Source organism: Microbacterium sp. Leaf179, from assembly GCF_001423785.1.
GTDB lineage: Bacteria > Actinomycetota > Actinomycetes > Actinomycetales > Microbacteriaceae > Microbacterium.
The window spans coordinates 720,300-741,909 of the sequence record NZ_LMPH01000002.1 but is presented as its reverse complement, the minus strand read 5'-3'; the positions used below and the strand labels follow the sequence as shown (position 1 = coordinate 741,909).

Sequence of the window (21,610 nt, the reverse complement as noted above, 5' to 3'; positions counted from 1 at the left end):
CTCGGAGAACGCGCTTTCTCGAGTCGATAAGCTTCGCCCGTGAAACCGCTGGGACATCCGCGTCGCCCCTCTCGATTCCTGACCATCCTCGCGACGCTCGCGTTCACGGCGAGCGCCCTCGTGCCCAGCGGCGTGGCCACGGCCGCGTCGACGGTCGATGCGCCGCCGGCACCCGGGGCCGCCGCGTGCCGTGCGCCGGCGGGGGACAGCCCGCTTCGGGAGGGATTCCCCCTGCCGGCGAACGCGCTTCCCCCCTCGGGTTCCCCGGTGGTCGCGACGCTGTACGTCGACTTCGACGATGCGCCCGGAGACCCTCGGGAGATCCCCGGGATCGAGGAGACCCTCGACGTCTCGGTGAAGGCGCTCGACGATGCTTCGCGCGGCGCGTTGACCCTTCAGCGACGGTCGCATCCCGTGTGGACGCGCCTGGCCGGATCCTCTGCCGAGTGGGAGGAGGGTCAGCAGGATCTCGCGAGTGCCGTCGCCGCCACCGACGACGCCGTGGACTTCTCGACCGTCGACGTGGTCTGGGTGGTCTGGACGACGAAGACCCCGCGTGACGCCTTCCGCTCTCACGCGGGCAACGACTACCAGGTCGTGGCCGACGGACGCACTCTGACGCACGGGGCGCTGCTGCGGCAGGTCGATCTCAACGGGGGCGGCCATTGGGTGCCCACGCACGAGATGGGTCACGTCCTCGGTCTGCCCGACCTGTACGACACGTCGAATGACGGGGCGCCGTCGACGCGATGGACCGGACCGTGGGACCTGATGGGCTCGACGATCGGTCCGGGGCATGCGTACTTCGCCTGGCACCGATGGATGCTCGGCTGGGCGAACGACGCACAGGTTGCCTGCGTGCTGCCCGGTGAGACGCGCACCGTGTCTCTCTCGCCGGTGCAGTCCGACGGCCCGACCCTGCTCGCCGCGGTGCGTCTCGACGCCTCGCGCGTGCTGACCGTCGAGTCCCGGCGCGCCGAGAATTGGGACGTCGGCATTCCCCACGAGGGCGTCCTCGTGTCCACCGTCGACGTGTCTCGCACGACGGGCGACGGCCCGATCCAGGTCGAGTTCGCCGATGGCCGGCATCCCGACGTCCGGAATGAGGCGACGCTGCTGGACGCCCCGCTGCGCGTCGGCGAGACGTACACGGATGCCGCGACGGGCGTCTCGATCCACCTGGACAGCACGGGCGCAGACGTCGATGTCGTGCGGGTGGACGCGTCGTCGATCACCCCGCGGCCCGTGACCGCCACGAAGACGATCGCCACGTACCGGACCACGAACGACGGCGCGAAGATCATCCCGCTCGATGACCTCGTCACCCGCGACACGGGAGTGGATGCCGTCGCCTTCGGCACGTTCGATCTGAGAGACGACGGCGCGTTCCTCAGGAATGGAGAGCCCTTCTTCGCCGACACCGACCCGGACGCACGGGCCGAGCTCGCCGAGGTCCGTGCTGCCGGGATCCCCGTCGTCGTGACCCTCGGCGGCGAGTCCGCGTCGATCTGGTCGGTGCTGAGCCAGGACTTCGACCGCTACTACGGGAACCTCCGCGGGTATCTGCAGATGAACTCGTTCGACGCCGTCGAGCTCGACATCCGCACGGACCTCGACACGGGCATGATCGTGCGACTGGTCGACGCTCTGCGCCGTGACCTCGGCCCGCTGTCCACAGTGTCGCTCGTCGGTGACGAGGCGGCGTTCGCGGGAGCAAGCGACTCGGCTCCCGACTATCCCGCCGTCGCGGCGGCGCGCGGCGACGACGTGGCGTGGTTCGCCCTTCGCCTCGCCTGCGACGCCGTGGTGACCGGCGATGACTACCGCCGACTGGTCGCCCAACTGGGGATGCCACCCGAGAAGGTCGTCCTGTCGGCCAGCACCTCGCCCGCTCTCTGCCCGGCGGGAAGCGCATTCACCTCGTCCGACGAGTTCGCTCGATCGCTCCAGGACATCGTCGCTGCCGAGCCGCGGTTCGGCGGAGTCCGGGGGGACGAATACGCGGGGGCCCTTCCGGGCGGTGCGTCAGCACCGTGGCAGTGGTTCGCGACGATGACCGCCGCGATGAACGACCCCGCGCCGCAGCCGACGGTGTCTCCGCAGCCGACGGCGTCGCCGGATCCGACAGCGTCGCCTGAGCCGAGCGTCTCGCCGGAGCCGACGGCCTCCGCGGGCCCGACCGCGTCGGCCGCCCCCGGCCGTCCGAGCGCGCTCGCCCAGAGTGGCACCGTGGTGTGGCTCGGGCTTCTTCCCGTCGCGGGAGCGATCATCGCCGCCGGCGTTCTGTTGGCCGCGCGGAGGCGTCGGACGACGAGCTGAGATCCGGTGCTGCTCTCTCCGCGAGGCAGGGAGAGCAGCACCGAATCGCGGCGGCGGATCGTCTCCGCCCGAAAACGAGACAAGGCCCGGTCGGAATTTCTTCCGGACCGGACCTCTACTGTCTCAACACAGTGTGCGCCCGAAGGGACTCGAACCCCTAACCTTCTGATCCGTAGTCTCTCCGGCCCGCCCACGGCCAGCGGGCACCGGCTCATAGTCGGCATCCGGCAGGAGATTCGAGACGGGCACTTCGAGGAATGCCGCGACGGCTAGCAGCTCGTCCAGCATCCAGGACCGCTCTCCGGCGAGCTTGCGACTCGCGCCCTTCTGCGTCGTCCCGAGGACGTGGCCAAGAGCTTCCTGCGAGATGCGGCGTTCGCGCATGAGTTCGCGGACCTTCTGTCCGGTGATGGCGTCGGCGTTCATAACGCCAGAGTAGACCAATTTGACGACACGCCGCAGTCATTCAATGCCCGCGTGTCAGTCCACTCCGGTCTAGCTTCGCTACGTGGTTAGAACGAATTGGACTAGGGCGTGAGCCTCGAAGCGTACATCTGGTGCGCTGACCTCAAGCTCGACGTGTGCAACGGAACGCCCTTCCGCGTCCTGCTGTGCCTGGCCGACCGCGCCGACTCCCTCGGCTACGGCGCATGGCCGCACGTCTCCACCATCGCGGAAAAGCTCGGATGCTCCGACCGCACCGTCCAGCGCGCCCTTCGCGACCTCCTCGCCGCTGGCCTCATCCGAGAAGGCGACCAGCGGTACGTCCAGCACCTCGACGGCCGCTACCGGCCCACCGTGTACGACGTGCTGACGACGGCCCTCGTGACCCTCGAATCCAGGGGTGACAACCCTGTCACCCCTAACCGATCCAGGGGTGACAAGAAACGGCATCCAGGGGTGACACCTGCTGTCGCACTAAGAACCGTCCAAGAACCTACTTACCAAGACTCTCCTAGGGATCTCACCTTGGTAACCGCGCGAGTTGTCGGAGAAGACCGATGAGCGCACATGTCCACGACTTCGACCCGATCAGCGGTTGGTGCTCGGGATGCACCGTCCGCGAAGACGGACGCCACGTCTGGCACGGCAGCGACGTGACCCGACCCACCACCGACGAGAGGACCGACGCATGACCGACCAGCAGCAGTCACCGCAACTCGACGCACTACGAGTACTCAACGACCTCGTCTCGACCGCTCGCACTCGCGGACTCGTGGCGAAGGAACTGGGCCACACCAAGGCCGCGTTCGCGTTGCTCAGCATCGCCCGCGACCTCGACGCCGCTCGCACGTGTCTCGTCCAAGAGGGCGAGAGCTACCTCGAAGCGGCCTGGGCGTTCATCGACACCGGTCGCAAACTCATCACCCGCTGGCTCCTCGCCGTCAACCTCGGATGGTCCGCTCATGATCACGCCTGACTCGGTAGCCGCCGAGGCCCTGCCCGTCGTGCTGACCATCGCCGGGATGCTCTGGCTTCTCGTGATCGTGAAGGGATGGTGGCGCGCATGATCCGCGTCGGTCCCAGCGGTGAGTGGTGGGAGCAGATCAGGGAGTTCACCGCCCCGGGTAGGTACGTGGTGGCGGTCGTCAGGAGCAAGAGCACCGGGCATATCCGCAACGTTGCCAAGGCCACCTTCGACACCTGGCCGGAGGCCACGGCATGAGCGGCAAGCACACCGACCCGCTGTTCCTGGCCAACGCTCGACTGGTCAAGGCGCAGGTCAAGCGGGATCACCGGTTCGGCAACGAGGTGCGGTGCTGGCGGCGAGGGTGCCTCATCGAGCCGGGGCAACCGTGGGACGTGGGCCACCTCGACCCGGACGGGGGACACGAGCGCTCCAACCTGGCACCCGAGTGCCGCCGCTGCAACCGCAGCGAGGGCGGCAAGCGGGGGGCGGCCATCACCAACGCGCGGCGCTCGGATCGTCGGCCCCGACCGACGCGGCAGCCGCTCCGCGACCTCCGATCCAGTACCACGCGCGGCGGCCTCGCGCCGTGGTGACCCGGGCCGACCACCGGTTTTTTTGAGCTGGCGGTCGCACCCCCGCCTACGGCTCCAATAGCGATTTCCCCCCCTGACCTGAGGAAACCATGACCCGCACTCCACTCCTGACCGACCTGTGGTCGGAGGCCAACTGGCTCGAATGGCGCTCGCGCCTCGACGGCCACTACGCCATCAGCTCGCCGCAGCTCGTTACGACCGAGCAGTCCCGCGGCGAGTTCATCGAGGGCGCTCGACTGCTCCGCCTCGACCAGCGCGAGCGGGCCGGTGACCGCGGCATGGGACCATCCCCGATGCAGCTCATGGTGGCCGACCTCCTGGCGGCCGGCGTCTTCATGAACGCCATCGACGAGTCCCGCCGATCCACCAAGACCACCGCAGTCCAAGCCGTGATGCTCGGTCGGTGCTACCACCGTGAGGACTACCAGGTCGGCTGGACGATGTTCACCACCGGAGCCAAGGCGGGCGAGCGATTCCGCAAGGACATCGTGGCCCATCTCCGCCGCGTCTACCCCGACGAGCGAGTCAGCCCCATCAAGATCAACGTCGGCAAGGGCACCGAGCACCTGGAGTTCCGGGACACCGGCTCATTCCTCAACGTCTACACGCCCAACGGCGAGGGCTTCCGATCCGGTGGCTTCGATTTCGCGTTCGGTGACGAGGCCGCGGAGGCCGACATCGAGCAGGGCGAGGACGTCGAGCGCGCCGTCATCCCCACCATGGACACCAAGATCGGCGCGCAATTCGTGCTGGCTGGGACCGGGGCCAAGTGGCGCACGGGCAACCTGCTCTGGCGGGCGCTGCACGATCCCGACGCCAACGTGCTGTGGCACGGCATTCCCGAGACCACCGAGCGCGAGCAGCTCGTCTCGTGGGAGCCCGACATCGCGCACCCGCTCACCGGCGCGACGGGCGGCCGCATGCGCGAGTGGATCGAACTGACGCACCCCGGCGTCGGCTTCACCACCCCTGTCGAAGCCGTGAAGCGATCGTTCGACAAGGTCAAGCTGGACGACTTCCTGATCGAGTACGGCGGTCAATTCGGCTTCGAGGGCGCGGCTGACACGCTCATCCCGCCCGCCCTGTACGCCTCGCGCAAGACCACCGACCCGTTCCCCGAGCTGCCCGCTCACCTGAGCGTCGCGCTCAAAGTCCACCACCTCGGACTCACCGCCTCGCTCGCCGTCGCCTGGAACTACGACGAACCCAACACCGACTTGGTGGACGAGGCCTACGAGCTGGACGGCGCACGCGCGCGACCGCAACGCCGCGCCATCGCGCTCTGGCACTGGCAGGAAGGTACGCCCGGCCTCGCCCGCGAGGTCATCGACAAGCTTCGCAAACGCCCCGGGCTCGTGCTCGGCTACGACAAGCGCGGCTACACCGAGGACGTGGTGGAGAAGGAAATCACGCTGGCCAACCCCGTGCCACTCCTGCGCGCAAGCACCGCCGCCGACATTCCCCGCTCCGCCGTCGCGCTGTTCAAGGCGCTCACCACCGGCACCGTCGTCGTCTTCGGAAACGAACACCTCGACGCCGCCGCCGCCCGCGCCACCCGCCAGTCTTTCGGCAACTACGGCACCTGGCGTTTCGGTGCACCGAAGGACGATCCCGACTTCGACGTGACCCCGCTCGAAGCCGCAGCCCTCGCCCTGCATTGGCTCGAAGACTCCATCGCAATCCAATCGCCCGACGACTCGTTCTGAGGAGACCACCATGGCCACGCCCAGCCCCATCCAGCTCGATTGCTCACCGTCCGGAATCGTCATCGCCTGCACCGACCACCCGTGGTGGCGATCCTTCCGGTTCCACAAGGACGACGCCTGGAACAGCGCCTGTGCCCACGAGGAACGCGAGCACGGCGAGGACCGCCGCCAGCGCCACGCCCGCGACGTGCGGCGCGCTCGGTCCCGGAACGCGGGGTTAGTGAGATGTGACTAAACGTCCGCATGGTTTGAAACGTGGGAATCTTCGGACGGAACATCGAGCAGACTTACGGGTCACGGGCGGCGCTGCCGCTCGTGACCCCGTTCTCGTCTCAGGACTCCCTGGAGCGCATCCTCGTCGATGACCTCTACCCCGAGCATGACGAGCCCGTCGCCCTCACCCGCGAGACCGCGCTCCGCATCCCCGCCGTCAAGCGCTCCCACGACATCATCTGCTCCATCCTCGCCCGCACCCCGTGGCGGCAGTACGACGGCGACGCCGAGGTCACGGACCAGCCGGGCTGGCTCGTCAACTCCGGCAGCGGCGTCGGCCCCCGCGCGCTCCGCTGGGGCGTGGCCTCGGACCTGTTCATGAACGGGTGGGCCGCCATCGGCTTCGCGATGGACGGCGAAACCATCAACGACGCCCTGCACCTCCCGTTCGGGTGGTGGGAGGTCGCCGCAGACGGCACGGTCAAGGTGAGCGACCAGAAGCTCGGCCTTGTCCCCGCCCGATATACGCACCGCATCGTCGCGATCCCGCTCGGGTACGGCTCGTCCGGGATGCTCGTGGACGCGCGCACGTCGATGCACGGCGCGCGAGCCATCGAGGCCGCCTACGTGGACCGCGTGGAGAACCCCATCCCCGCCACGGACATCGAGCTTTCCAAGGAGTACTGGAACGCCTGGGGCAAAGAGGAGCGCGAGTCCTTCCGGCGCAACTACATCAAGAACCGCCAGGCCAAGAACGGCGCAGTCTCGCTCCGCCCCGAGTACGCCAAGCCGAACTACTCCGGTGGCGTCGAAACCAACCTCTTCGAGTCCGCCCGCAACGGCGTCCGACTCGACATTGCTAACCACGCGGGCATCCCCGCATCGCTGCTCGAAGGCTCTCGTCAGGGCGGCGGCACCGACATCAAGTACTCCGGCGTCAACAACGGCGCCGACCGCAACGAGCTGTGGGACTTCGGCCTGGACAAGTACGCCTCCGCCATCGAAGACCGCCTCTCGCTCGATGACGTGTGCCCTTCCGGCGAGTCCATCCGCGTGGACGCTTCCCGTTATCTCTCCGTTCCCCAGCCGACCAACCCGCAGACCAGTGAGGACTGACCCATGGCCAACACCAGCAAGCCCGCAGACCCGCCCGTCGAGGTCACGCCCGAGCGCGAGCCGCAGCTCCCGCCCGAGCTGGCGTCGCGCTTCCTGACCGAGACTGAGCCGCTGACCGGCGATCAGGCCGCAGTCATCCGCGCGAACGCCTACGCCCTCGCCCTGGCGGGGGAGCAGGTCGCGCAGCTCCCCGCCAGCCGTGAGCGCTCCCTGGCGCTGACGGCCATCGAGGAAGCGCTCATGTGGGCGAACAAGGCCGCGGTGGCGTGATGGAACCCGTCATCATCGACGCCGGAACCCTGGAGTTTTCCGACGCGGACATGACCGCAACCGGCCTCCTCATTCCCTACGGCGTGCAGTGCCGCTCCAACCTCGGCATGTTCACCTTCGCCAAGGGCGACGTGGTGATCCCCACCGACTTCACCGGCATGTCCCTCAACGAGGAGCACAAGCGTGAGAACGTCATCGGCGGCTTCACCAACGCCTGGGAGCAGCCCGAGGGCACCTTCGCGACCTTCAAGTACGCCGACACCCCCACCGGTCGCCAGGCCTACGCCGACGGCAAGAGCGGCAAGCGCAAGCACCTCTCCGCCGAGGTTGCCAACGTCCGCATTCGCGCGGGCAAGGCTCTCCCCGGAGGCGTCCTCTTCGCCGCCGCCCAGGTCGAGCGTCCGGCCTTCGAGGGCGCGACGCTCCTCGCCGCCGAGGACACCCCCTCATCCTCCGAGTGGGAGGACCCCAACGCCTCGCGCGACAGCCGCTACGTGACTCAGTTCACGGACGACACCGGCGTCAAGTGGCAGCGGATCGAAGAGACCACCACCACCACCAAGCTCACCAAGCTCGATGACTCCGACGCGCCGGAGGACACCGAAACCGACACCGAGAACACCCCCGACAAGGAGACCACGTTGACTGCCACTGCCACCCCCGAGCCGACGCTCATCAGCGTCCCGGCCACCTTCCTCGGTTCCGCACCGCGGGGCAACAACATCGCCCCGGAGGATGTGCAGCTCAGCACCGTCTTCGCCGCGTTCGCCGCGCTGAAGGACCGCCGCGGTGACCGCGCCGTCCGCCAGGAGGCGGAGACCCTTCTCGCCGCCCTGGCCGACATCACCTACAACGCCCCCGGTGGCCTCACCACCGCGGACTCGGGTGTCCTTCAGCCCGCGTGGGTCGGCAAGCTCTGGCAGGGGCGCCGCTACCAGCGCAAGTTCATCGACCTCGGCACGCACCTGTACGGCGGCATCCAGCTCGCCGGACGCAAGGGCTACACCATGGAGGTGGACGGCGGCGGCGAGCTCGTCGGCTCGTGGGCCGGTAACAAGACCGACATGCCCACCGGCAAGGCCAAGACCGACACCCGCGGCAGCTCTCTCCGCCCGTACGGTTGGGCGGCCGACATCGCCCGCGAGTGGTTCGACCTGGAGGGTGGGGCCGACGTCCTGGAGTCCCTGTTCCAGCTCGTCACCGACAGCTACGCGCGAGTGACCGACCGCGACGCTCTGAAGGACATCTTCACCATCGCGTCCCGCGGTCGCGGCGGCGCGGCCCTCTCGCGGCGCATCGCACCCAAGGGTCTGCCCGCGGGCACCCCCGCGAACCTCGCGTACTACCCCGCGGTGGTGCAGCTCATCCAGGCCATCGAGGCGGTCACGGACGCCGACGACACCCCCACGTTCGCTGTCGTCAACCCGACCGCGTGGGATCAGCTCGTGTACACGCCCAAGGATCTGCTCCCGGAGTACGTCGAGCTGACCGTCGGCGTCGGTACGGGCGAGGCCAGCGTCACCGCGGGCAGCGGCAAGGTCCAGGTCAAGAAGGCCCCGCAGGCGTTCTTCCCCGGCACCAAGGCCACCGACCCTCAGACCGTTGCGGGAGCGCAGGGCGGCATCGAGTTCCGCGAGCACGGCACGACGCCCATCCAGTTCGACGCCATCGACCTCGCCCGCGGTGGCGTGGACCGCGCCGTCGTCGGCTACCTCGAGACGTTCCCCGTCCGCGAGGAGTCCTTCGCGTTCGTCGGCACCGCCGCCTAAGACCCGGGAGCGTAGGCCATGCCCACCACTTGGTACGTCGCAAAAACGGACGACCCTGCCACCGTGCAGCGCGTCCGCGCGGCGTGGAAGGACGCGCCCATCGAGAACCTGGAACTTCTCGACATGATCCTCGACACCGCCAAGGCACAGGTCATCGCCTACGCTCCCGAGCTTCCCAACGACGATAACTACCCGTCCCGCTACGTTCTCGCCCAGCTCATGCAGGCCCGCACGCTCTACCAGGCGGGCCAGGTCGCCAGCGCCGGAACGATCGGTGAGGGCGAGTACGTGTTCACACCCCGTCCCATGGACAAGACCGTCCGTACGATCATCCGCCCCGAGGACGGCAAGCCCGATGTCGGCTAGACAGCGCGCAGCCGACCTCATCACTCCCATGCTCCCCGAGGGCTGGCGCGGTCGCGTGACCGCACAGACCGTCGAGAGCATCGGCACCCTGTCCGCGCCGTCCGTGTTCATCAGCTTCACCGCCATCGGTCACGACGGGATGCCCCCGGGAGCGATGCTCGACAGCTTCGACGTGGCTCTCCTCTCGGACCACACCGACTTCGCCAAGGCGGAGGACGCCCTGGACGAAGCCATCCGCCCATTCGTCCGTGCCCTCGATGCGTCCCCGCAGGTGGCGTGGAGCGGGGCCGACAAGAAGAAAATCGGCGACTACCTCGCGTGGGTCGTCTCCATTCAGATTCCCATCAACGCACACCAGGAGTAGACCCATGGTCGCCATCGCCAACGAATCGTTCTTCCCCGCGGGCTCGCTCGCCTTCGACAACGACGACTACACCGCCGCCGTGGACTCGTGCACCCTCACGCCCACCACGCCCGTCACCCCCGTCACCCTCATCAGCGGCGAGACCGTGCACATCGCCGGTGTGCCCGTCTGGGCGCTCGCGGTGAGCAACCTCCAGGACGTGTCCAGCGACAAGGCCCTGAGCCTGAAGCTCATCGAGTGGGTCGGCCAGGTCAAGACCGCCAAGTACGTTCCGAAGGTCGGGGGCAAGACGTTCACCGTCAAGGTGGTCATCATTCCCGGGATGATCGGCGGAGCCGGTGGCGCGCTCGCGAAGAGCACCACCACCCTGCCGTGCAACGGTCAGCCCGTCATCGCGCCCGCTGCCGCCTGACGTATGCGTATCTCGCTTCTCGTAGACGGGTCCCCGCTGGCCGTGCTTGCCACGGTCATGCGGGGGCTCCCGTCCGACGTGAAGCGCGAGATCGGCAAGCACACCAAAGCGCCGGCCGCTGGCATCTGGCGCGACGAGCTGAACCAGCACGTCGAGACCCGGCTCCAGGGTGCGGTGGCCAGCTCCGGCACGGTCAGTGTCACCGCCCGAAACATCACCCTGAAAGCCGGAGCGGCCGGAGCGCTATCAACGGGCACGCCCGTCTCCGACATCCTCACCGCTACCGAATTCGGTATGCGTCAGGACGCCCCCATCGACACCCGCAGTCGCAAGGGCACTCCCTACAAGCGCAAGGCCGGGTCCACCTTCGGCCCTCGCCGCCGCCAAGGCAACACCGTCTTCCCCGCCGCGCGCGCCGTCGTCGCCCGCGTCGCATCCCTCTGGGTGCAAACCGCCTGGCGCACCGTGGCTGAACGAATTGAAAGGCTCTGAGATGGCACGCAAGCCCATCGAGATTCCCATCGGGGTCGACGCTGGCGCCTTCGAGAAGGGCGTCAGCTCCGGAATCCTTGAGCCACTCGGAGACGCGAAAGACGCCCTGCGCGACCTTGCGGAAGGAAAGGGCCCCGAGCAGCTCGAAGACCAGATGCGTGCCGCGCAGAAGCAAACGGCCAATCTCAAAGACGAGACGCGCGAGGCGGCCGACGCCATCGAGCGCGGCTTCAAGTCGAGCTACCGGCAGATGAAAGAGAGCGCAAAGGACGCCTCGGACGAAGCATCTCGCAGCATGCGCGACGCGCAGAAGCAGACAGCCAAGCTCGAAGACGAGACGCGCGACACGGCTGACACCATCGAGCGCAGCTTCAAGGTCGCCTACCGCAAGGTCAAAGAGTCCAGCGAAGACGCCACGCACAAGATGAAAGACGGCTTCACCGAAGCCAAAGAGGAGGCCGGATCATCCGGCCGAGAAGCCGCAGCATCCTTCGGCGGTGGCTTCGATGACGTGGCCGACTTCGTGCAGGAGACCCTTGCCAACGCCCTCTCCGGCTTCGGGCCGGTAGGGGCCGCTGCCGGTATCGCCCTCGCCGCCGTGCTGGGTACGGCGCTGGCGCAGGCATCCGAGGCGCAGGAGAAGCTACAGGATGCCAGGGAGGCGGCCGCCGACCTCGCCTCGGAGATGTACGAGAACGGCGGCGAGCTGCCCCTTCAGTCTCACGTCGACAAGCTGTTCGAGACGCTGTCCCGGGAGACGAAAGCAAACGGCGGACTTCAGTCGATGATTGACCAGTGGGTCGACTTCGGGTCCGTGCTCGACGACATCGACGCCTCGGCCAAGATCATGGGGCGCACAACCGCCCGAGCCATTGACGCGCTCACCGGCCAGGACATCGACTCCACGAAGGAAATGCTCGCGTCAGTCAACGACGAGCTGGACCGCATGTCCGACTGGACGCCCGTCTGGGATGAGCAGTACCAGTCGCTCACCGGCTACCGCACCGAGCTTGAGCAGGTCATCAAGACGCACGAGGTAGCCGAGCGCGTGCAGGAGAACGTGGGGAGCACCGCGGCCGCAGCAGCCATTAAGCAGGAGGAGGCCGCGGAGCGCGCCGCGACCGCCGCTGAGAAGCAGCAGGAGCGTGTCACGGCAGCCGCCGAGGCCATGCGCGACTCGCAGGCCGGTGCGTACGATTCGATGCGCGACAAGGCCTACGAGAAGGCCACCGCCGACGATGCCGCGTTCGACACGGACAAGTGGCTGAGCTACGTCGAGGAGACGCGCGCGCAGGCCGACGCGTACCGCAACAACTTGCAGACGATGCAGCTCTCGCCCGACGAGTGGTCGAACCTCCTCGCCCTGCCCGAAGAGGCCCGCGCATCCATCGCCGCGTCCTACGCATCTACCGGCGAAGAGGGCAAGACCCGCATCCGCCAGGCGCTCGGGGACGGCGGCGGCGCAGAGGCGGGCGCGCAGGCAACCGTGTCCTTTTCGGACGCGTTCAAGCCGGAGGCCGATGTCGTCGTGAACACCGACACCAGCGAGAGCACCCGCAAGGTCGACGAGCTGACGAAGCTGCGCGAGATGACGGTGAAGGTCCGCCTCGACACGTCCGAGGTTGACAGCTGGACCCCGCCGCCGAAGTTCCTGACGACCGTCGTCAACGCCGACACCCGACAGCTCGAACGCTCCATCGACCGCTACGACGGCCGCACCATCACCGTCAACGTCGAGGGTCGCAACCGCACGGGGGTGCCGTTCCAGTGACCACCATCACCTACGACGGCGGGCCGATCATCACGCCCGACCTCGTCGACATCAGCAGCGTCACCGCCCGCAGCGCGTCGCGCGTCGTCTCCCACGACATCCTCGACGGCCCGCCCGTCCACACCCTCCGACCGGCGTCGCCCGCGCGCGGGACGCTCGCGCTCGTCTTCGTCACGGAGACCGCGGCGCGTGACTGCTTCGAGGCTCACCGCGTCGCCGCTGTCTTCACCATGACCAGCCCGGACCGGGCGCTACTGAACCTCCGCTACGTCGTAACCGACGACATCGACATCGCCCTCGACGAGGACACCGCCGCGCACTGGGTGGTCACCGTCCGCTACGAGGCGGTGATCTGACGTGGCCTTCCTCGGGGAACACCTCGGCACCGTCACCATCGAGCGGGACACCCGACCGATCGAGCTGGACGTGAAGAGCATCGACGTTCAGATGGACGAAGAGTGGATTCCGTACGTCCAGGCCAGCGTCGTCTGCGCCCTCGGCGACGGCGAGATCGAGCGCGTCGACCCGCAGGCCCGCGACGTGTGGGCCAAGGTCACCGCCGTTCGCACCTTCGGTCGCATCGACCGCATCAGCGACATCACCCGCCGATACCGCGGCCTCACGCTCGCGGCGATTACCACTCAGTTCCGCGGTGCCACGCTCAACGCGGTCAGCCGGTCGCTGTATCACGACTACTCCGGGAGCGACGCGAGCCGCGTCGTCGACGGCCGCAGTTGGCGTCTCATGCTCCGAGAGGTGACCATCGACCGGAAGGCCGCGACCGTCACCATGCAGCTCGCCAGCGGCGAAGCACGACTGACCGACTGGCAGCACATGTCAGCCACCCCGACGCGCGTCCCCGGCGCGGCCATGCTCGACAAGATCAACTGGGTGCTGAACCTCGCAGGCTTCGGCTCGGGCGTCACCTACTATCCCGAGACGACGCCGACTGACGCCGAGATCGGCGATGAGGCTGTGCGCGTACCCGGCTCGTCGGCGCTCGACTTCCTCACCGGTCTCACCCGTCAGCATGACCTCATGCTGTGGTGCGACGAGGCGGGCCTCTGGCACCTCGCGAAAGACCGCAGCCTGCCGAACGTCCGCAAGCTGGACTCCGCAGGTGAGGGCCGCACCGTCACCGAGGAGACGACGACCCGCTCGCGCGACGAGGGATGGGTGACGGCCGTCATGGTCGTCTACACGTGGGAAGGCGTCGAGCACTACGACCTCTACTACCCCGGAGCGCCCAACCCCGAGCGGGCGTTGATCCTCCGCTACGCGCGACCGTTCCCAGGGCCCGGCCTTGCCGAGAACATCTTCCGGATGATCCGCAGTCGAGGTCGCGCGCTCGACCTCATGGCCGTGTCCGCCTACGCGGGTATCTCGCCCGGCCAATTTGTCGAGTACGCAAGCCCGCGCGAGACCCTCCGGGGCCGTCTCGCCGCAATCCGATGGAAGTTCCCGGATGACGAAATGTCGATCCGGCTGAGAGAAGTGGGGGTCGCGTAATGGCGACAGGAAGATACGACGAGAACGGGTTCTACTCCTACGGGGAAGACGACCTGGCCGACCCCGGGCAGGGTTTCAGTGAGCTGCTGAACAAGAGCACCGAGGGCGTGAAGCAGGCGGTTCCGACGCTGGTCCACAACCGGGTCAAGGTCGAGCTGAACGACGACGCCACGATCCGCGACGCGAGCGCCGAACGCTTCGAGCAGCTTGTCGCTCAGAGTGGCGACCGCCTCCTCCGACGTGACGTGTCCGAGGCGTTCGGCATCCGGACCGAGAAGGGCGCTCCCGTCGCGCAGTTCACGGACTCCAGCGCCACCCTCGCCGGAGACGTGCGCCTGACTGGGGCGACCGTGCGCCCCGGTCTCGGGCTTGCCGTAGGAGTGGGTGAGCGCGCCCCTATCTGGGTCGATCCCACCAACGGCGACATTCACATGGCCGGAATGATCATCCGCGCCGGTTCCGGGTTCCGTATCGCAGATGCCGGGGAGCGTGAAATATTCAGCGCCGGTGGGTCGTCGGCTGGATCGCCGGTCCGTCGTGTCGTGCCCCTGTTCGTCGCTGGTCAGTCGAACGCTGACGGTCGTGGACAGCCCTACAGCGTCGAACTCGATCCAGCGGATGACCGCTGCTTCATGTGGGACTACACCTCTCAGGGGCTGAAGGTCGCGACGGTTCCCCTGCCCAGCCGTGCCAACAACTCCCGCGCCGGTCTCAGCCCCGCTCACGTCATGGCACGCGAGATTCTGACGAACGAGCCTGCTGGGACCGTCGTCGTCATCGTGAACACGGCTATCGGTGGATCGGGTCTCGTGGCCCTTCCGTCGAACAGCACCGCTGGCCGTTGGCTGTGGGGTGCATCCGGCTCGCGTGCGCCTGGGGCTATCACCATCATGAAGAGCGCCCTCGACGCGATCGCTCAGGCCTTCCCCGGCGTCAAGGTCGAGATGCCGCGTGGACTCTGGGCACAGGGTGAGGCCGACACGGACGGACCCGCCTACGCACCAGCCCTGAAGGAAGTGCTCACCCAGATGTCGAACGGGATCGGCTTCCCGTCGATGACGTGGGTCCTGACCGGCATCGTCCCCGAGTACATCAAGAACAATCCCTCGCGTGCAGCGATCCGTGAGGCGCACATGGACCTCCCGCGCACCATGCTTCGCACGGCGTACGCAGACGGCATCCCCGGCGGCGGCGGATCGTACGAGATTGACGACCTCGTGCACTACTCGCGTCAGGGTGTCATCGCCCTCGGGCGGGCCGCGTACGCCGCCTACAAGCGCGCAACAGTGAACACCGCGTCGAGTGTCCCCGTGCCGCCCATCGAAGTCACGGCGACCGCACAGGGCGTCTCCTGGACGCCTCCGCTGTGCCGCGTAACGGCCTACACGGTCGAGAAGAGCACCGACAACGGAGCCACCTGGACCGCCGTCCCACGACCGCTCCCCGCCGCCGATCAGTACCAGCCAGCAGGAAAGGTTCTCGAGCCGTACACAGCGATCACCGGCCCCGCGTTGGTCCGCATCGCCACCACGAACGACGTAGGCACCTCCGCCTACACGACCCCCATCCGAACCCCAGGAGCCTGAATCATGCCTCACATCATCCTCACCGGACACCGCGAAGTGAACCCGCTTCTCCCGTTCCTTCCCGGCTTCCGTGACGACTTCAACCGCCCGAACGGCGCACTGATCGCGACAGCGGACGGGCGCGCCTGGAAGACCTACACCACCGACAGCGCCGTCCGCGCGGACGTCGTCGTGCAGGATAACGCCGCCGTCGTGACCGTCCCGGCTGACGCCACGGGAAACGTCGCCAAGCTCGTGGACTCCCGCGCCACAAACATGGTGATCGAGACCGTCGTGAAGGTGGTCGGAAGCCGTGCCGGCTCGATCTACTTCCGCGCAACCGACATGCTCGAAGGTGTCGAGTTCTGCCTGCGCACCTCCTCGGGCAGCACCCGCCCCGCCTTCTTCACGCGCATCAACGGTGCCCGCGCGATGCCCGAGAACGGTCAGGCCCCGGTAGGAACCGTCATCAACGACGGCGACCGCATCCGGCTCGTGGCCGACGGCACGAGCCTGATCGCCTACCTCAACGACGTGCCCATCATCGCGTGCGAGAGCAGCGTGGGCCTGAGCCGTACCGGCGTCGGCTTCTACGCCTTCGCCGGTGGCCCGGGAATCGCCTTCGACTCCCTGCGCGTCTACGCCTGAAAGAGCGGAGCCATGAGCCTCGAAACCATCCGCGAGGGCGTCACCTTCCGAGACGACGCCGCCCGATCCTTCCGCCGCCTGGAGGCCGAGGTCGGCACCATCCGGTGCAACTCGACCTTCCGCGACCCGGAACTCCAGCAGCGAATGCACGACGCATCCGTCGCCTACGAGAACGGCACCGGGCCATACCCCGGCCACTCGTGGGCAGCCGACCCGGACGACTCCGAGCACTGCAAGGGTCTCGCGTTCGACGCGAACCGTGCGTACTCGATCCGCCCGGCCGCGTGGCGGCACGGGTGGCGCTGGGTCACTCGCGCGAACGAAGAACACCACCTCGAATACAAGCCCTGGCTTGACGAGTACCGATATGACCCGGCGCCCGCCGCGGTCACCGAACCCCCGAAACCCAAGGAGTGGGAAGACATGGCCACCAAGCAGGAAATGCAGGAAGCGTTCATCGAGGCCCTGCGCCAGAGCAACCGCGAGAACGTCGACAAGTCCGTCACCGTCAGCATCAACCCGCCCGACGACGGGTCGGATGATCAGGTCTGGTACGCCGTCGACTTCGATGCGGGCACCATGTACCGCCTCTGGAACGGCGTGCAGCTCGACGTTCGTCGAGACCTGGGGCTCCGCGAACTGGTCAACCAGCCGCCGCAGCTTCTCGACGGCATCCGCGACACCTCCATCATCCCGTGAACACCCGACGCGCCCTCCGCGCAGAACAGGACGCCATGAGCGACCAGCAGCACCCCTCCGACCGCCCCGCCGTCTCCAGCACCGTCGTTATCATCGTCGTCGCCGTGCTGCTCGTCGTCGGGCTCGGTGGGGCCATCCTCATCCACATCATCCGGCCCGACGCTTCGGCCACCTACACAGCTCAGGCGCTCCAGTTCCTCGGCTTCATGGTGACCGTGCTGACGCTGATCTACAGCGTGAACAAGGTGTCGGCCCAGGTCGGCCAGGTGCAGAAGCAGACCAACGGCACCAACACTCAGCTCCTGGAGGACAACAAGCGTCTCCACGAGGAGAAGGCGGAGCTGGCGCGCCAGCTCCCACCGAAAGACTGAACGGCGCGGAGGGTGTCAGGGTCTACCTGACACCCTCGTGCTCAGTCCGCTTCGATGCAGGCGAAGTAGTCGGCCGAGGTCAGGCAGCGCTCCTCGCGCTCTCTGATCTCGGCCGTCGCGTTCGCTCCAATAGCGAGTTGCACCACGATCCAGAGCACGATGGCGAAGAGGATCGCGACAAGCGCCGTTCGCATGATGGTGAGCTTGCGGGCGTGATCCATGGCCATGCCCGCGAGCCTATACGCGGGCCAGGGGCGCGCCGACGCGGCTCGCGCCCTCGACGATGGCGCGCTTCCGATCGTTCGGGAGGTAGACGTAGACCTTGACCATGTTGATGTTCGCCCACCCCATGAGGTCCGCGACCACGTAGGCGTCACCCTCGGCGGCGGCGTAGAACCGCGTGGCCGCTCGGTGCCTGAGCTTGTGCATCGTCCACGGGGGCGAGAGCAGCCGCGCCACGCGCTTGCCGACCCACCACGGAGACACGTGGCCCTCGTCGTCGCCCCGGAACAGGTAGCCGCGTCCGTCGCGCTCGACGCGAGCGAGCAGCGCCTCGGACATGGCCCGCGTCAACGGCACCTCGCGCACCTTCGCGCCCTTGCCATGGACGATGAGGTCATACCCGAGCATCGTCGGCACGATGTCATCCGAGTGCATCACGGCCACCTCGGCGCGACGTAGACCGTGCTCGGCCGCCAGGTCGATCCATAGCCGCTCGTCGTCGTCCGCGCGGGCAAGCGCCGCGAGATAGATCGAGTCGGGCACCGGCCGCGGTCGCGGATCGGTCGGGCGCACCTTCGCGATGTCCGATGCCGGATTGACTGTCGTGCGACCCGTCTTGACTGCCCAGGCGTAGAACGCCTCGAACGTGTTCCGACGCCCGCGGCGCGTCTCCTGCGCCCAGTTCATCGACGCCATGTACCCGGCGATGTCATCCGTCGTGACCGCCCACGGCCCCTCGAACACGTTGCGCGCCAGGTGCCCCAGGTGCTGACGCCTCGACTTCCTCGATGTCGCCGCGATCCCCGCGGCCGCTTGCCCCAATAGGAACGCCTCAATGGCGTCCTCCCACTCACTGCCCAGCAATAACTGACCTTTCGTTCTGACTGACCTTGGCGAGTCAGGCAAGAATAGAACGCATGTTCGATTGACCGCGGTCAAACATCTACCGTCGAGAGGTTGAGTAGCTGGCGGCCCAGGAACTCCGTGTATGCCGGAGGTATGGCCTGGGCGAGCTCGTCAAGGGTCATCCAATCGATGCCCATCAATTCCGCCGCGGTCGCCTTGTGAGGTGTGTAACCCACGCGCCGGCCGGTGGTGGTCGAGCGGCGCTCCTTCGACGTTGCGCCGCCTCCGTAGACGCCGGCCACGCGGGTGCCGTCGTGGACGCATGCGCCAGGCATCATCAAGTAGACGTTGGACTCGAAGAGTCGGTGGCGGCGCAGGGCCAGTAACTCGCCGTCTTCGTCGAATGCCGACAGGTTGAACATCGACCCGCACAGCGTCACGAACTCGCGGAGGGGCGCGCCAGGCACGTTCTCCATGATCCACGGCAGCCCCGTAGCCTCCAGCAGCTCGCGGGTCGGGTCCACCAACTCGGGATGCTCGTTCGTGTGCATGTGCCGGGTGATGCTGTACGCCTGGCATGGCGGGCTTGCCGCCACCGCGGCGAAGTCGTCCAGGGTCAGCCATTCCACCAGGCCGTCAGGGTGAGTGAACGGCACGGCCTCGCCCGCGATGAGCCGCGCAAGCACGTCGAGAGCGTCGCCCTGGTGAAACGGGAACGGGTAGTTCGGGCGCGGCACGATGTCCACGCCGTACACGCGGTATCCGGCGCGGGCATATCCGGTGCTTGCACCGCCCGCGCAGCAGAACAGGTCGAGGAGCCTGGGTGCGCTCATGCGCTGGCCTTCTCCCGCACGGCGTACCGCTCTTGGGCCGTCTGCCGCTTGATCCCGAGGGCCATGCCGATGTACGCCCACGACTGGCGACGGGCGTGCTGGCCTCGCACGGCGTGCGTGATCGCCGCTTCGAGCGTGTCGCGCATGGCCACGAGTTGCCGTAGCTCGATCTCGTCGGCGTCGGCCGTGCGGACGCCAGCACGGCGGATGAGCCGGTCAACGGCTTTCAGATAGTCCGTCGTCTCGCGCTCGATGCGCCTCCGACGAGTCACCGTGCCACCTCGCACGGGAACGGAAAAAGGGTGTCAGGGAAACCCTGACACCCTACGATGCTCCAGAACTGAGCATCGGCAGCCTCAACCGACTGTGTGCGCCCGAAGGGACTCGAACCCCTAACCTTCTGATCCGTAGTCAGATGCTCTATCCATTGAGCTACGGGCGCAGGGCCTCCGCGCGAAACGGCGCGCAGGCCGTGGTCAAGCATAGCCGCGACCCCGGGGCACGTCTAATCGGCCCCGAACGGCGTGCATCCCGGGCGTGGCGCACCGGTGACCACACGGTGTCGGACGGGACACGTACGCTGGCGACATGAGCGCCTACGTCTCCGCGTTCGAGCTGTTCTCCATCGGGATCGGACCCTCGAGCTCCCACACCGTCGGCCCCATGCGCGCGGCCGTCGATTTCGCCGCCCGGCTGCGCGCTCACGGCATCCTCGAGCGGGTGGCATCCGTCTCGTGCGCGCTTTACGGATCGCTCGGTGCGACCGGCATCGGCCACGGCACTCCCGACGCCGTCGTGGCGGGCCTGCAGGGCCTCGAGCCCGAGACCGTGGATCCGGATGCCGTTCGCCGCGCGTGGTCGGACTGGCCCGACGGGCGTTCCCTCCGCCTCGCCGGCGAGCACGAGATCCCGTTCGCGAAGAGCGATGTCGCCCTCGTGCCCCGGACGCGCCTTCCCGGGCATCCCAACGCCCTCACCCTCGTCGCGCGCGACGCCGACGGGGTCGTCCTCGTCGAGGAGACGTTCTACTCGATCGGCGGGGGCTTCATCCGCCGTGAGGGCGAACCGTCGGCTGTCGCGGTCGCGCCCATGCCGCTCGCCTTCGACGACGCGGCCACCTTGATCGAGCTGTGCGACGAGCGCGGCATCACCATCGCCGAAGCCGCGCGCCTCAACGAGGCGGCCCTGCGCTCCGACGACGAGATCGCCGCGGGCCTCGACCGCATCTGGGACGCCATGGCCACCTGCGTCGACGCCGGCCTGCGCAACGACGGGGTGCTCCCCGGCATCCTGAGGGTCAAGCGCCGAGCCGCCGTCATCCGAGGACAGTTGGATGCCATCGAGGCCGAGGGGCATCGAGAGTTGCCGGGGGAGTGGCTCGGGGCGTTCGCGCTCGCCGTGAACGAAGAGAACGCGGCCGGTGGTCGAGTCGTGACGGCGCCCACGAACGGAGCGGCCGGAATCCTTCCGGCGGTGGCGATGTACTGGTGGCGTTTCCTCGCCGACTCGGGACTGGGGGCGGGCAACGCCGTGACCCCCTACGGCGAGCTGGTGGGCAGCGCTCTTCTCGGGTACGACGGCCACGCCGTCACCCGCGGCGAGGTCGCCGCGTGGGACGACGGTGACGTGGCCGAGGCGAACCGTCGTCGTGGCGTCCGCCGCTTCCTGCTCACCGCGACGGCCCTCGGCTCGCTCTTCAAAGCCAACGCGTCGATCTCGGGCGCCGAGGGCGGATGCCAGGCCGAGGTCGGCTCCGCGTGCGCGATGGCCGCGGGTGGTCTCACCGCCGTCATGGGCGGGACGAACCGGCAGATCGAGAACGCGGCCGAGATCGCGATGGAACACCATCTGGGCCTGACGTGCGATCCGGTGGGTGGGCTCGTGCAGATCCCCTGCATCGAGCGCAACGCCATCGCCGCGTCGACGGCGGTCACCGCGGCGCGGCTCGCCCTGCGCGGCGACGGCTCGCACTACGTCTCGCTCGACGCCGTGGTCGAGACCATGCGCCAGACCGGCATCGACATGTCGACGAAGTACAAAGAGACCAGCGAGGGCGGCCTGGCGGTCAACGTCATCGAGTGCTGACGCCCGTGGCTCGGCTGGTCGCAGCGCGCC

Annotated in this window: 27 protein-coding genes and 1 tRNA gene; 22 read left to right on the top strand and 6 right to left on the bottom strand. The window is 67.9% G+C overall.

Features of this window, described 5'->3' with window-relative positions; translation table 11 throughout:
• The first annotated feature begins 39 nt into the window (after positions 1-39).
• Complete coding sequence (locus ASF96_RS11045) at positions 40-2,319, top strand: hypothetical protein (RefSeq protein WP_055939093.1); 2,280 nt, start codon at positions 40-42, stop codon at positions 2,317-2,319.
• Positions 2,320-2,442: 123 nt separating this feature from the next.
• Here ASF96_RS11045 and ASF96_RS11040 read toward each other — a convergent pair whose 3' ends face one another.
• Complete coding sequence (locus ASF96_RS11040; RefSeq protein WP_055939091.1) at positions 2,443-2,745, bottom strand: helix-turn-helix domain-containing protein; 303 nt, start codon at positions 2,743-2,745, stop codon at positions 2,443-2,445.
• 108 nt (positions 2,746-2,853) lie between these two features.
• Here ASF96_RS11040 and ASF96_RS11035 point away from each other — a divergent pair, with 108 nt between their 5' ends.
• From ASF96_RS11035 to ASF96_RS10945, 20 genes are all read left to right on the top strand, one after another.
• Positions 2,854-3,324 (top strand): helix-turn-helix domain-containing protein, encoded by a 471-nt coding sequence (locus tag ASF96_RS11035; protein WP_055939088.1) that lies wholly within the window; start codon positions 2,854-2,856, stop codon positions 3,322-3,324.
• Positions 3,321-3,455, top strand: coding sequence for a hypothetical protein (locus ASF96_RS17550; protein ID WP_268768492.1), 135 nt, complete (start codon positions 3,321-3,323; stop codon positions 3,453-3,455). Before ASF96_RS11035 ends, ASF96_RS17550 begins: the two co-directional genes overlap by 4 nt.
• A complete protein-coding gene (locus tag ASF96_RS11030) occupies positions 3,452-3,739 on the top strand; it encodes a hypothetical protein (RefSeq protein ID WP_055939086.1) in 288 nt (95 codons plus the stop codon). The genes ASF96_RS17550 and ASF96_RS11030 overlap by 4 nt, the downstream gene beginning before the upstream one ends.
• An 87-nt stretch (positions 3,740-3,826) precedes the next feature.
• Positions 3,827-3,985 (top strand): hypothetical protein, encoded by a 159-nt coding sequence (locus ASF96_RS16995; protein ID WP_156458836.1) that lies wholly within the window; start codon positions 3,827-3,829, stop codon positions 3,983-3,985.
• Positions 3,982-4,323 carry a hypothetical protein gene (locus ASF96_RS11025; RefSeq protein ID WP_055939084.1) on the top strand — a complete coding sequence of 114 codons (342 nt, stop codon included), beginning with the start codon at positions 3,982-3,984 and terminating at the stop codon, positions 4,321-4,323. Before ASF96_RS16995 ends, ASF96_RS11025 begins: the two co-directional genes overlap by 4 nt.
• A gap of 89 nt (positions 4,324-4,412) precedes the next feature.
• Complete coding sequence (locus ASF96_RS11020; protein ID WP_055939082.1) at positions 4,413-6,029, top strand: hypothetical protein; 1,617 nt, start codon at positions 4,413-4,415, stop codon at positions 6,027-6,029.
• A 255-nt stretch (positions 6,030-6,284) separates the two neighbouring features.
• Complete coding sequence (locus tag ASF96_RS11010; RefSeq protein ID WP_055939076.1) at positions 6,285-7,358, top strand: hypothetical protein; 1,074 nt, start codon at positions 6,285-6,287, stop codon at positions 7,356-7,358.
• Positions 7,359-7,361: 3 nt separating this feature from the next.
• Positions 7,362-7,628 (top strand): Acb2/Tad1 domain-containing protein, encoded by a 267-nt coding sequence (locus ASF96_RS11005; RefSeq protein WP_055939073.1) that lies wholly within the window; start codon positions 7,362-7,364, stop codon positions 7,626-7,628.
• Complete coding sequence (locus ASF96_RS11000) at positions 7,628-9,397, top strand: hypothetical protein (RefSeq protein ID WP_162239423.1); 1,770 nt, start codon at positions 7,628-7,630, stop codon at positions 9,395-9,397. The genes ASF96_RS11005 and ASF96_RS11000 overlap by 1 nt, the downstream gene beginning before the upstream one ends.
• Before the next feature lie 18 nt (positions 9,398-9,415).
• Positions 9,416-9,763 carry a phage gp6-like head-tail connector protein gene (locus tag ASF96_RS10995; protein WP_156458834.1) on the top strand — a complete coding sequence of 116 codons (348 nt, stop codon included), beginning with the start codon at positions 9,416-9,418 and terminating at the stop codon, positions 9,761-9,763.
• Complete coding sequence (locus ASF96_RS10990) at positions 9,753-10,127, top strand: hypothetical protein (RefSeq protein WP_156458833.1); 375 nt, start codon at positions 9,753-9,755, stop codon at positions 10,125-10,127. Before ASF96_RS10995 ends, ASF96_RS10990 begins: the two co-directional genes overlap by 11 nt.
• Before the next feature lie 4 nt (positions 10,128-10,131).
• The gene (locus ASF96_RS10985) at positions 10,132-10,539 is read left to right on the top strand and encodes a hypothetical protein (protein WP_055939062.1); all 408 of its coding nucleotides are present in this window, start codon (positions 10,132-10,134) and stop codon (positions 10,537-10,539) included.
• 78 nt (positions 10,540-10,617) lie between these two features.
• Entirely contained in the window at positions 10,618-11,031 is a 414-nt protein-coding gene (locus ASF96_RS10980) for a hypothetical protein (RefSeq protein ID WP_156458832.1), read from the top strand.
• Position 11,032: 1 nt separating this feature from the next.
• Positions 11,033-12,802 (top strand): hypothetical protein, encoded by a 1,770-nt coding sequence (locus tag ASF96_RS10975; RefSeq protein ID WP_055939056.1) that lies wholly within the window; start codon positions 11,033-11,035, stop codon positions 12,800-12,802.
• The gene (locus ASF96_RS10970; RefSeq protein WP_055939053.1) at positions 12,799-13,158 is read left to right on the top strand and encodes a hypothetical protein; all 360 of its coding nucleotides are present in this window, start codon (positions 12,799-12,801) and stop codon (positions 13,156-13,158) included. Before ASF96_RS10975 ends, ASF96_RS10970 begins: the two co-directional genes overlap by 4 nt.
• 1 nt (position 13,159) lies before the next feature.
• Positions 13,160-14,311: a hypothetical protein gene (locus ASF96_RS10965; protein WP_055939051.1), complete on the top strand. Its 1,152-nt coding sequence runs from the start codon at positions 13,160-13,162 to the stop codon at positions 14,309-14,311.
• Complete coding sequence (locus tag ASF96_RS10960) at positions 14,311-15,897, top strand: sialate O-acetylesterase (protein WP_055939047.1); 1,587 nt, start codon at positions 14,311-14,313, stop codon at positions 15,895-15,897. Before ASF96_RS10965 ends, ASF96_RS10960 begins: the two co-directional genes overlap by 1 nt.
• 3 nt (positions 15,898-15,900) lie before the next feature.
• Entirely contained in the window at positions 15,901-16,524 is a 624-nt protein-coding gene (locus ASF96_RS10955; protein WP_055939044.1) for a hypothetical protein, read from the top strand.
• Between the two features lie 12 nt (positions 16,525-16,536).
• Positions 16,537-17,223, top strand: coding sequence for a M15 family metallopeptidase (locus ASF96_RS10950; protein WP_055939041.1), 687 nt, complete (start codon positions 16,537-16,539; stop codon positions 17,221-17,223).
• Positions 17,224-17,258: 35 nt separating this feature from the next.
• Positions 17,259-17,594, top strand: a complete 336-nt coding sequence (locus ASF96_RS10945) for a hypothetical protein (protein ID WP_156458831.1) — start codon at positions 17,259-17,261, stop codon at positions 17,592-17,594.
• 41 nt (positions 17,595-17,635) lie between these two features.
• Here ASF96_RS10945 and ASF96_RS10940 read toward each other — a convergent pair whose 3' ends face one another.
• From ASF96_RS10940 to ASF96_RS10920, 5 genes are all read right to left on the bottom strand, one after another.
• The gene (locus tag ASF96_RS10940; RefSeq protein WP_055939035.1) at positions 17,636-17,821 is read right to left on the bottom strand and encodes a hypothetical protein; all 186 of its coding nucleotides are present in this window, start codon (positions 17,819-17,821) and stop codon (positions 17,636-17,638) included.
• Between the two features lie 10 nt (positions 17,822-17,831).
• Positions 17,832-18,755, bottom strand: a complete 924-nt coding sequence (locus tag ASF96_RS10935) for a tyrosine-type recombinase/integrase (protein ID WP_156458830.1) — start codon at positions 18,753-18,755, stop codon at positions 17,832-17,834.
• On the bottom strand, positions 18,752-19,495 hold the full coding sequence (locus tag ASF96_RS10930) for a DNA cytosine methyltransferase (RefSeq protein ID WP_082509559.1): 744 nt from the start codon (positions 19,493-19,495) through the stop codon (positions 18,752-18,754). Before ASF96_RS10930 ends, ASF96_RS10935 begins: the two co-directional genes overlap by 4 nt.
• Positions 19,492-19,767 carry a hypothetical protein gene (locus tag ASF96_RS10925; protein ID WP_055939029.1) on the bottom strand — a complete coding sequence of 92 codons (276 nt, stop codon included), beginning with the start codon at positions 19,765-19,767 and terminating at the stop codon, positions 19,492-19,494. The genes ASF96_RS10930 and ASF96_RS10925 overlap by 4 nt, the downstream gene beginning before the upstream one ends.
• Positions 19,768-19,864: 97 nt before the next feature.
• Positions 19,865-19,937: transfer RNA gene (locus ASF96_RS10920), tRNA-Arg, on the bottom strand.
• 146 nt (positions 19,938-20,083) lie between these two features.
• Between ASF96_RS10920 and ASF96_RS10915 the strand changes: the two genes are divergently transcribed.
• On the top strand, positions 20,084-21,580 hold the full coding sequence (locus tag ASF96_RS10915; protein ID WP_055939027.1) for an L-serine ammonia-lyase, iron-sulfur-dependent, subunit alpha: 1,497 nt from the start codon (positions 20,084-20,086) through the stop codon (positions 21,578-21,580).
• Positions 21,581-21,610 lie beyond the last annotated feature (30 nt).

Coding starts and splice junctions, on each gene's coding strand:
- ASF96_RS10960 (WP_055939047.1), top strand. CDS start 14,311: ATGGCGACAGGAAGATACGACGAGAACGGGTTCTACTCCTACGGGGAA.
- ASF96_RS17550 (WP_268768492.1), top strand. CDS start 3,321: ATGAGCGCACATGTCCACGACTTCGACCCGATCAGCGGTTGGTGCTCG.
- ASF96_RS10940 (WP_055939035.1), bottom strand. CDS start 17,821: ATGGCCATGGATCACGCCCGCAAGCTCACCATCATGCGAACGGCGCTT.
- ASF96_RS11025 (WP_055939084.1), top strand. CDS start 3,982: ATGAGCGGCAAGCACACCGACCCGCTGTTCCTGGCCAACGCTCGACTG.
- ASF96_RS11040 (WP_055939091.1), bottom strand. CDS start 2,745: ATGAACGCCGACGCCATCACCGGACAGAAGGTCCGCGAACTCATGCGC.
- ASF96_RS10950 (WP_055939041.1), top strand. CDS start 16,537: ATGAGCCTCGAAACCATCCGCGAGGGCGTCACCTTCCGAGACGACGCC.
- ASF96_RS10975 (WP_055939056.1), top strand. CDS start 11,033: ATGGCACGCAAGCCCATCGAGATTCCCATCGGGGTCGACGCTGGCGCC.
- ASF96_RS10915 (WP_055939027.1), top strand. CDS start 20,084: ATGAGCGCCTACGTCTCCGCGTTCGAGCTGTTCTCCATCGGGATCGGA.
- ASF96_RS11020 (WP_055939082.1), top strand. CDS start 4,413: ATGACCCGCACTCCACTCCTGACCGACCTGTGGTCGGAGGCCAACTGG.
- ASF96_RS10945 (WP_156458831.1), top strand. CDS start 17,259: ATGAGCGACCAGCAGCACCCCTCCGACCGCCCCGCCGTCTCCAGCACC.
- ASF96_RS11030 (WP_055939086.1), top strand. CDS start 3,452: ATGACCGACCAGCAGCAGTCACCGCAACTCGACGCACTACGAGTACTC.
- ASF96_RS10985 (WP_055939062.1), top strand. CDS start 10,132: ATGGTCGCCATCGCCAACGAATCGTTCTTCCCCGCGGGCTCGCTCGCC.
- ASF96_RS10995 (WP_156458834.1), top strand. CDS start 9,416: ATGCCCACCACTTGGTACGTCGCAAAAACGGACGACCCTGCCACCGTG.
- ASF96_RS11000 (WP_162239423.1), top strand. CDS start 7,628: ATGGAACCCGTCATCATCGACGCCGGAACCCTGGAGTTTTCCGACGCG.
- ASF96_RS16995 (WP_156458836.1), top strand. CDS start 3,827: ATGATCCGCGTCGGTCCCAGCGGTGAGTGGTGGGAGCAGATCAGGGAG.
- ASF96_RS10990 (WP_156458833.1), top strand. CDS start 9,753: ATGTCGGCTAGACAGCGCGCAGCCGACCTCATCACTCCCATGCTCCCC.
- ASF96_RS10955 (WP_055939044.1), top strand. CDS start 15,901: ATGCCTCACATCATCCTCACCGGACACCGCGAAGTGAACCCGCTTCTC.
- ASF96_RS10930 (WP_082509559.1), bottom strand. CDS start 19,495: ATGAGCGCACCCAGGCTCCTCGACCTGTTCTGCTGCGCGGGCGGTGCA.
- ASF96_RS11005 (WP_055939073.1), top strand. CDS start 7,362: ATGGCCAACACCAGCAAGCCCGCAGACCCGCCCGTCGAGGTCACGCCC.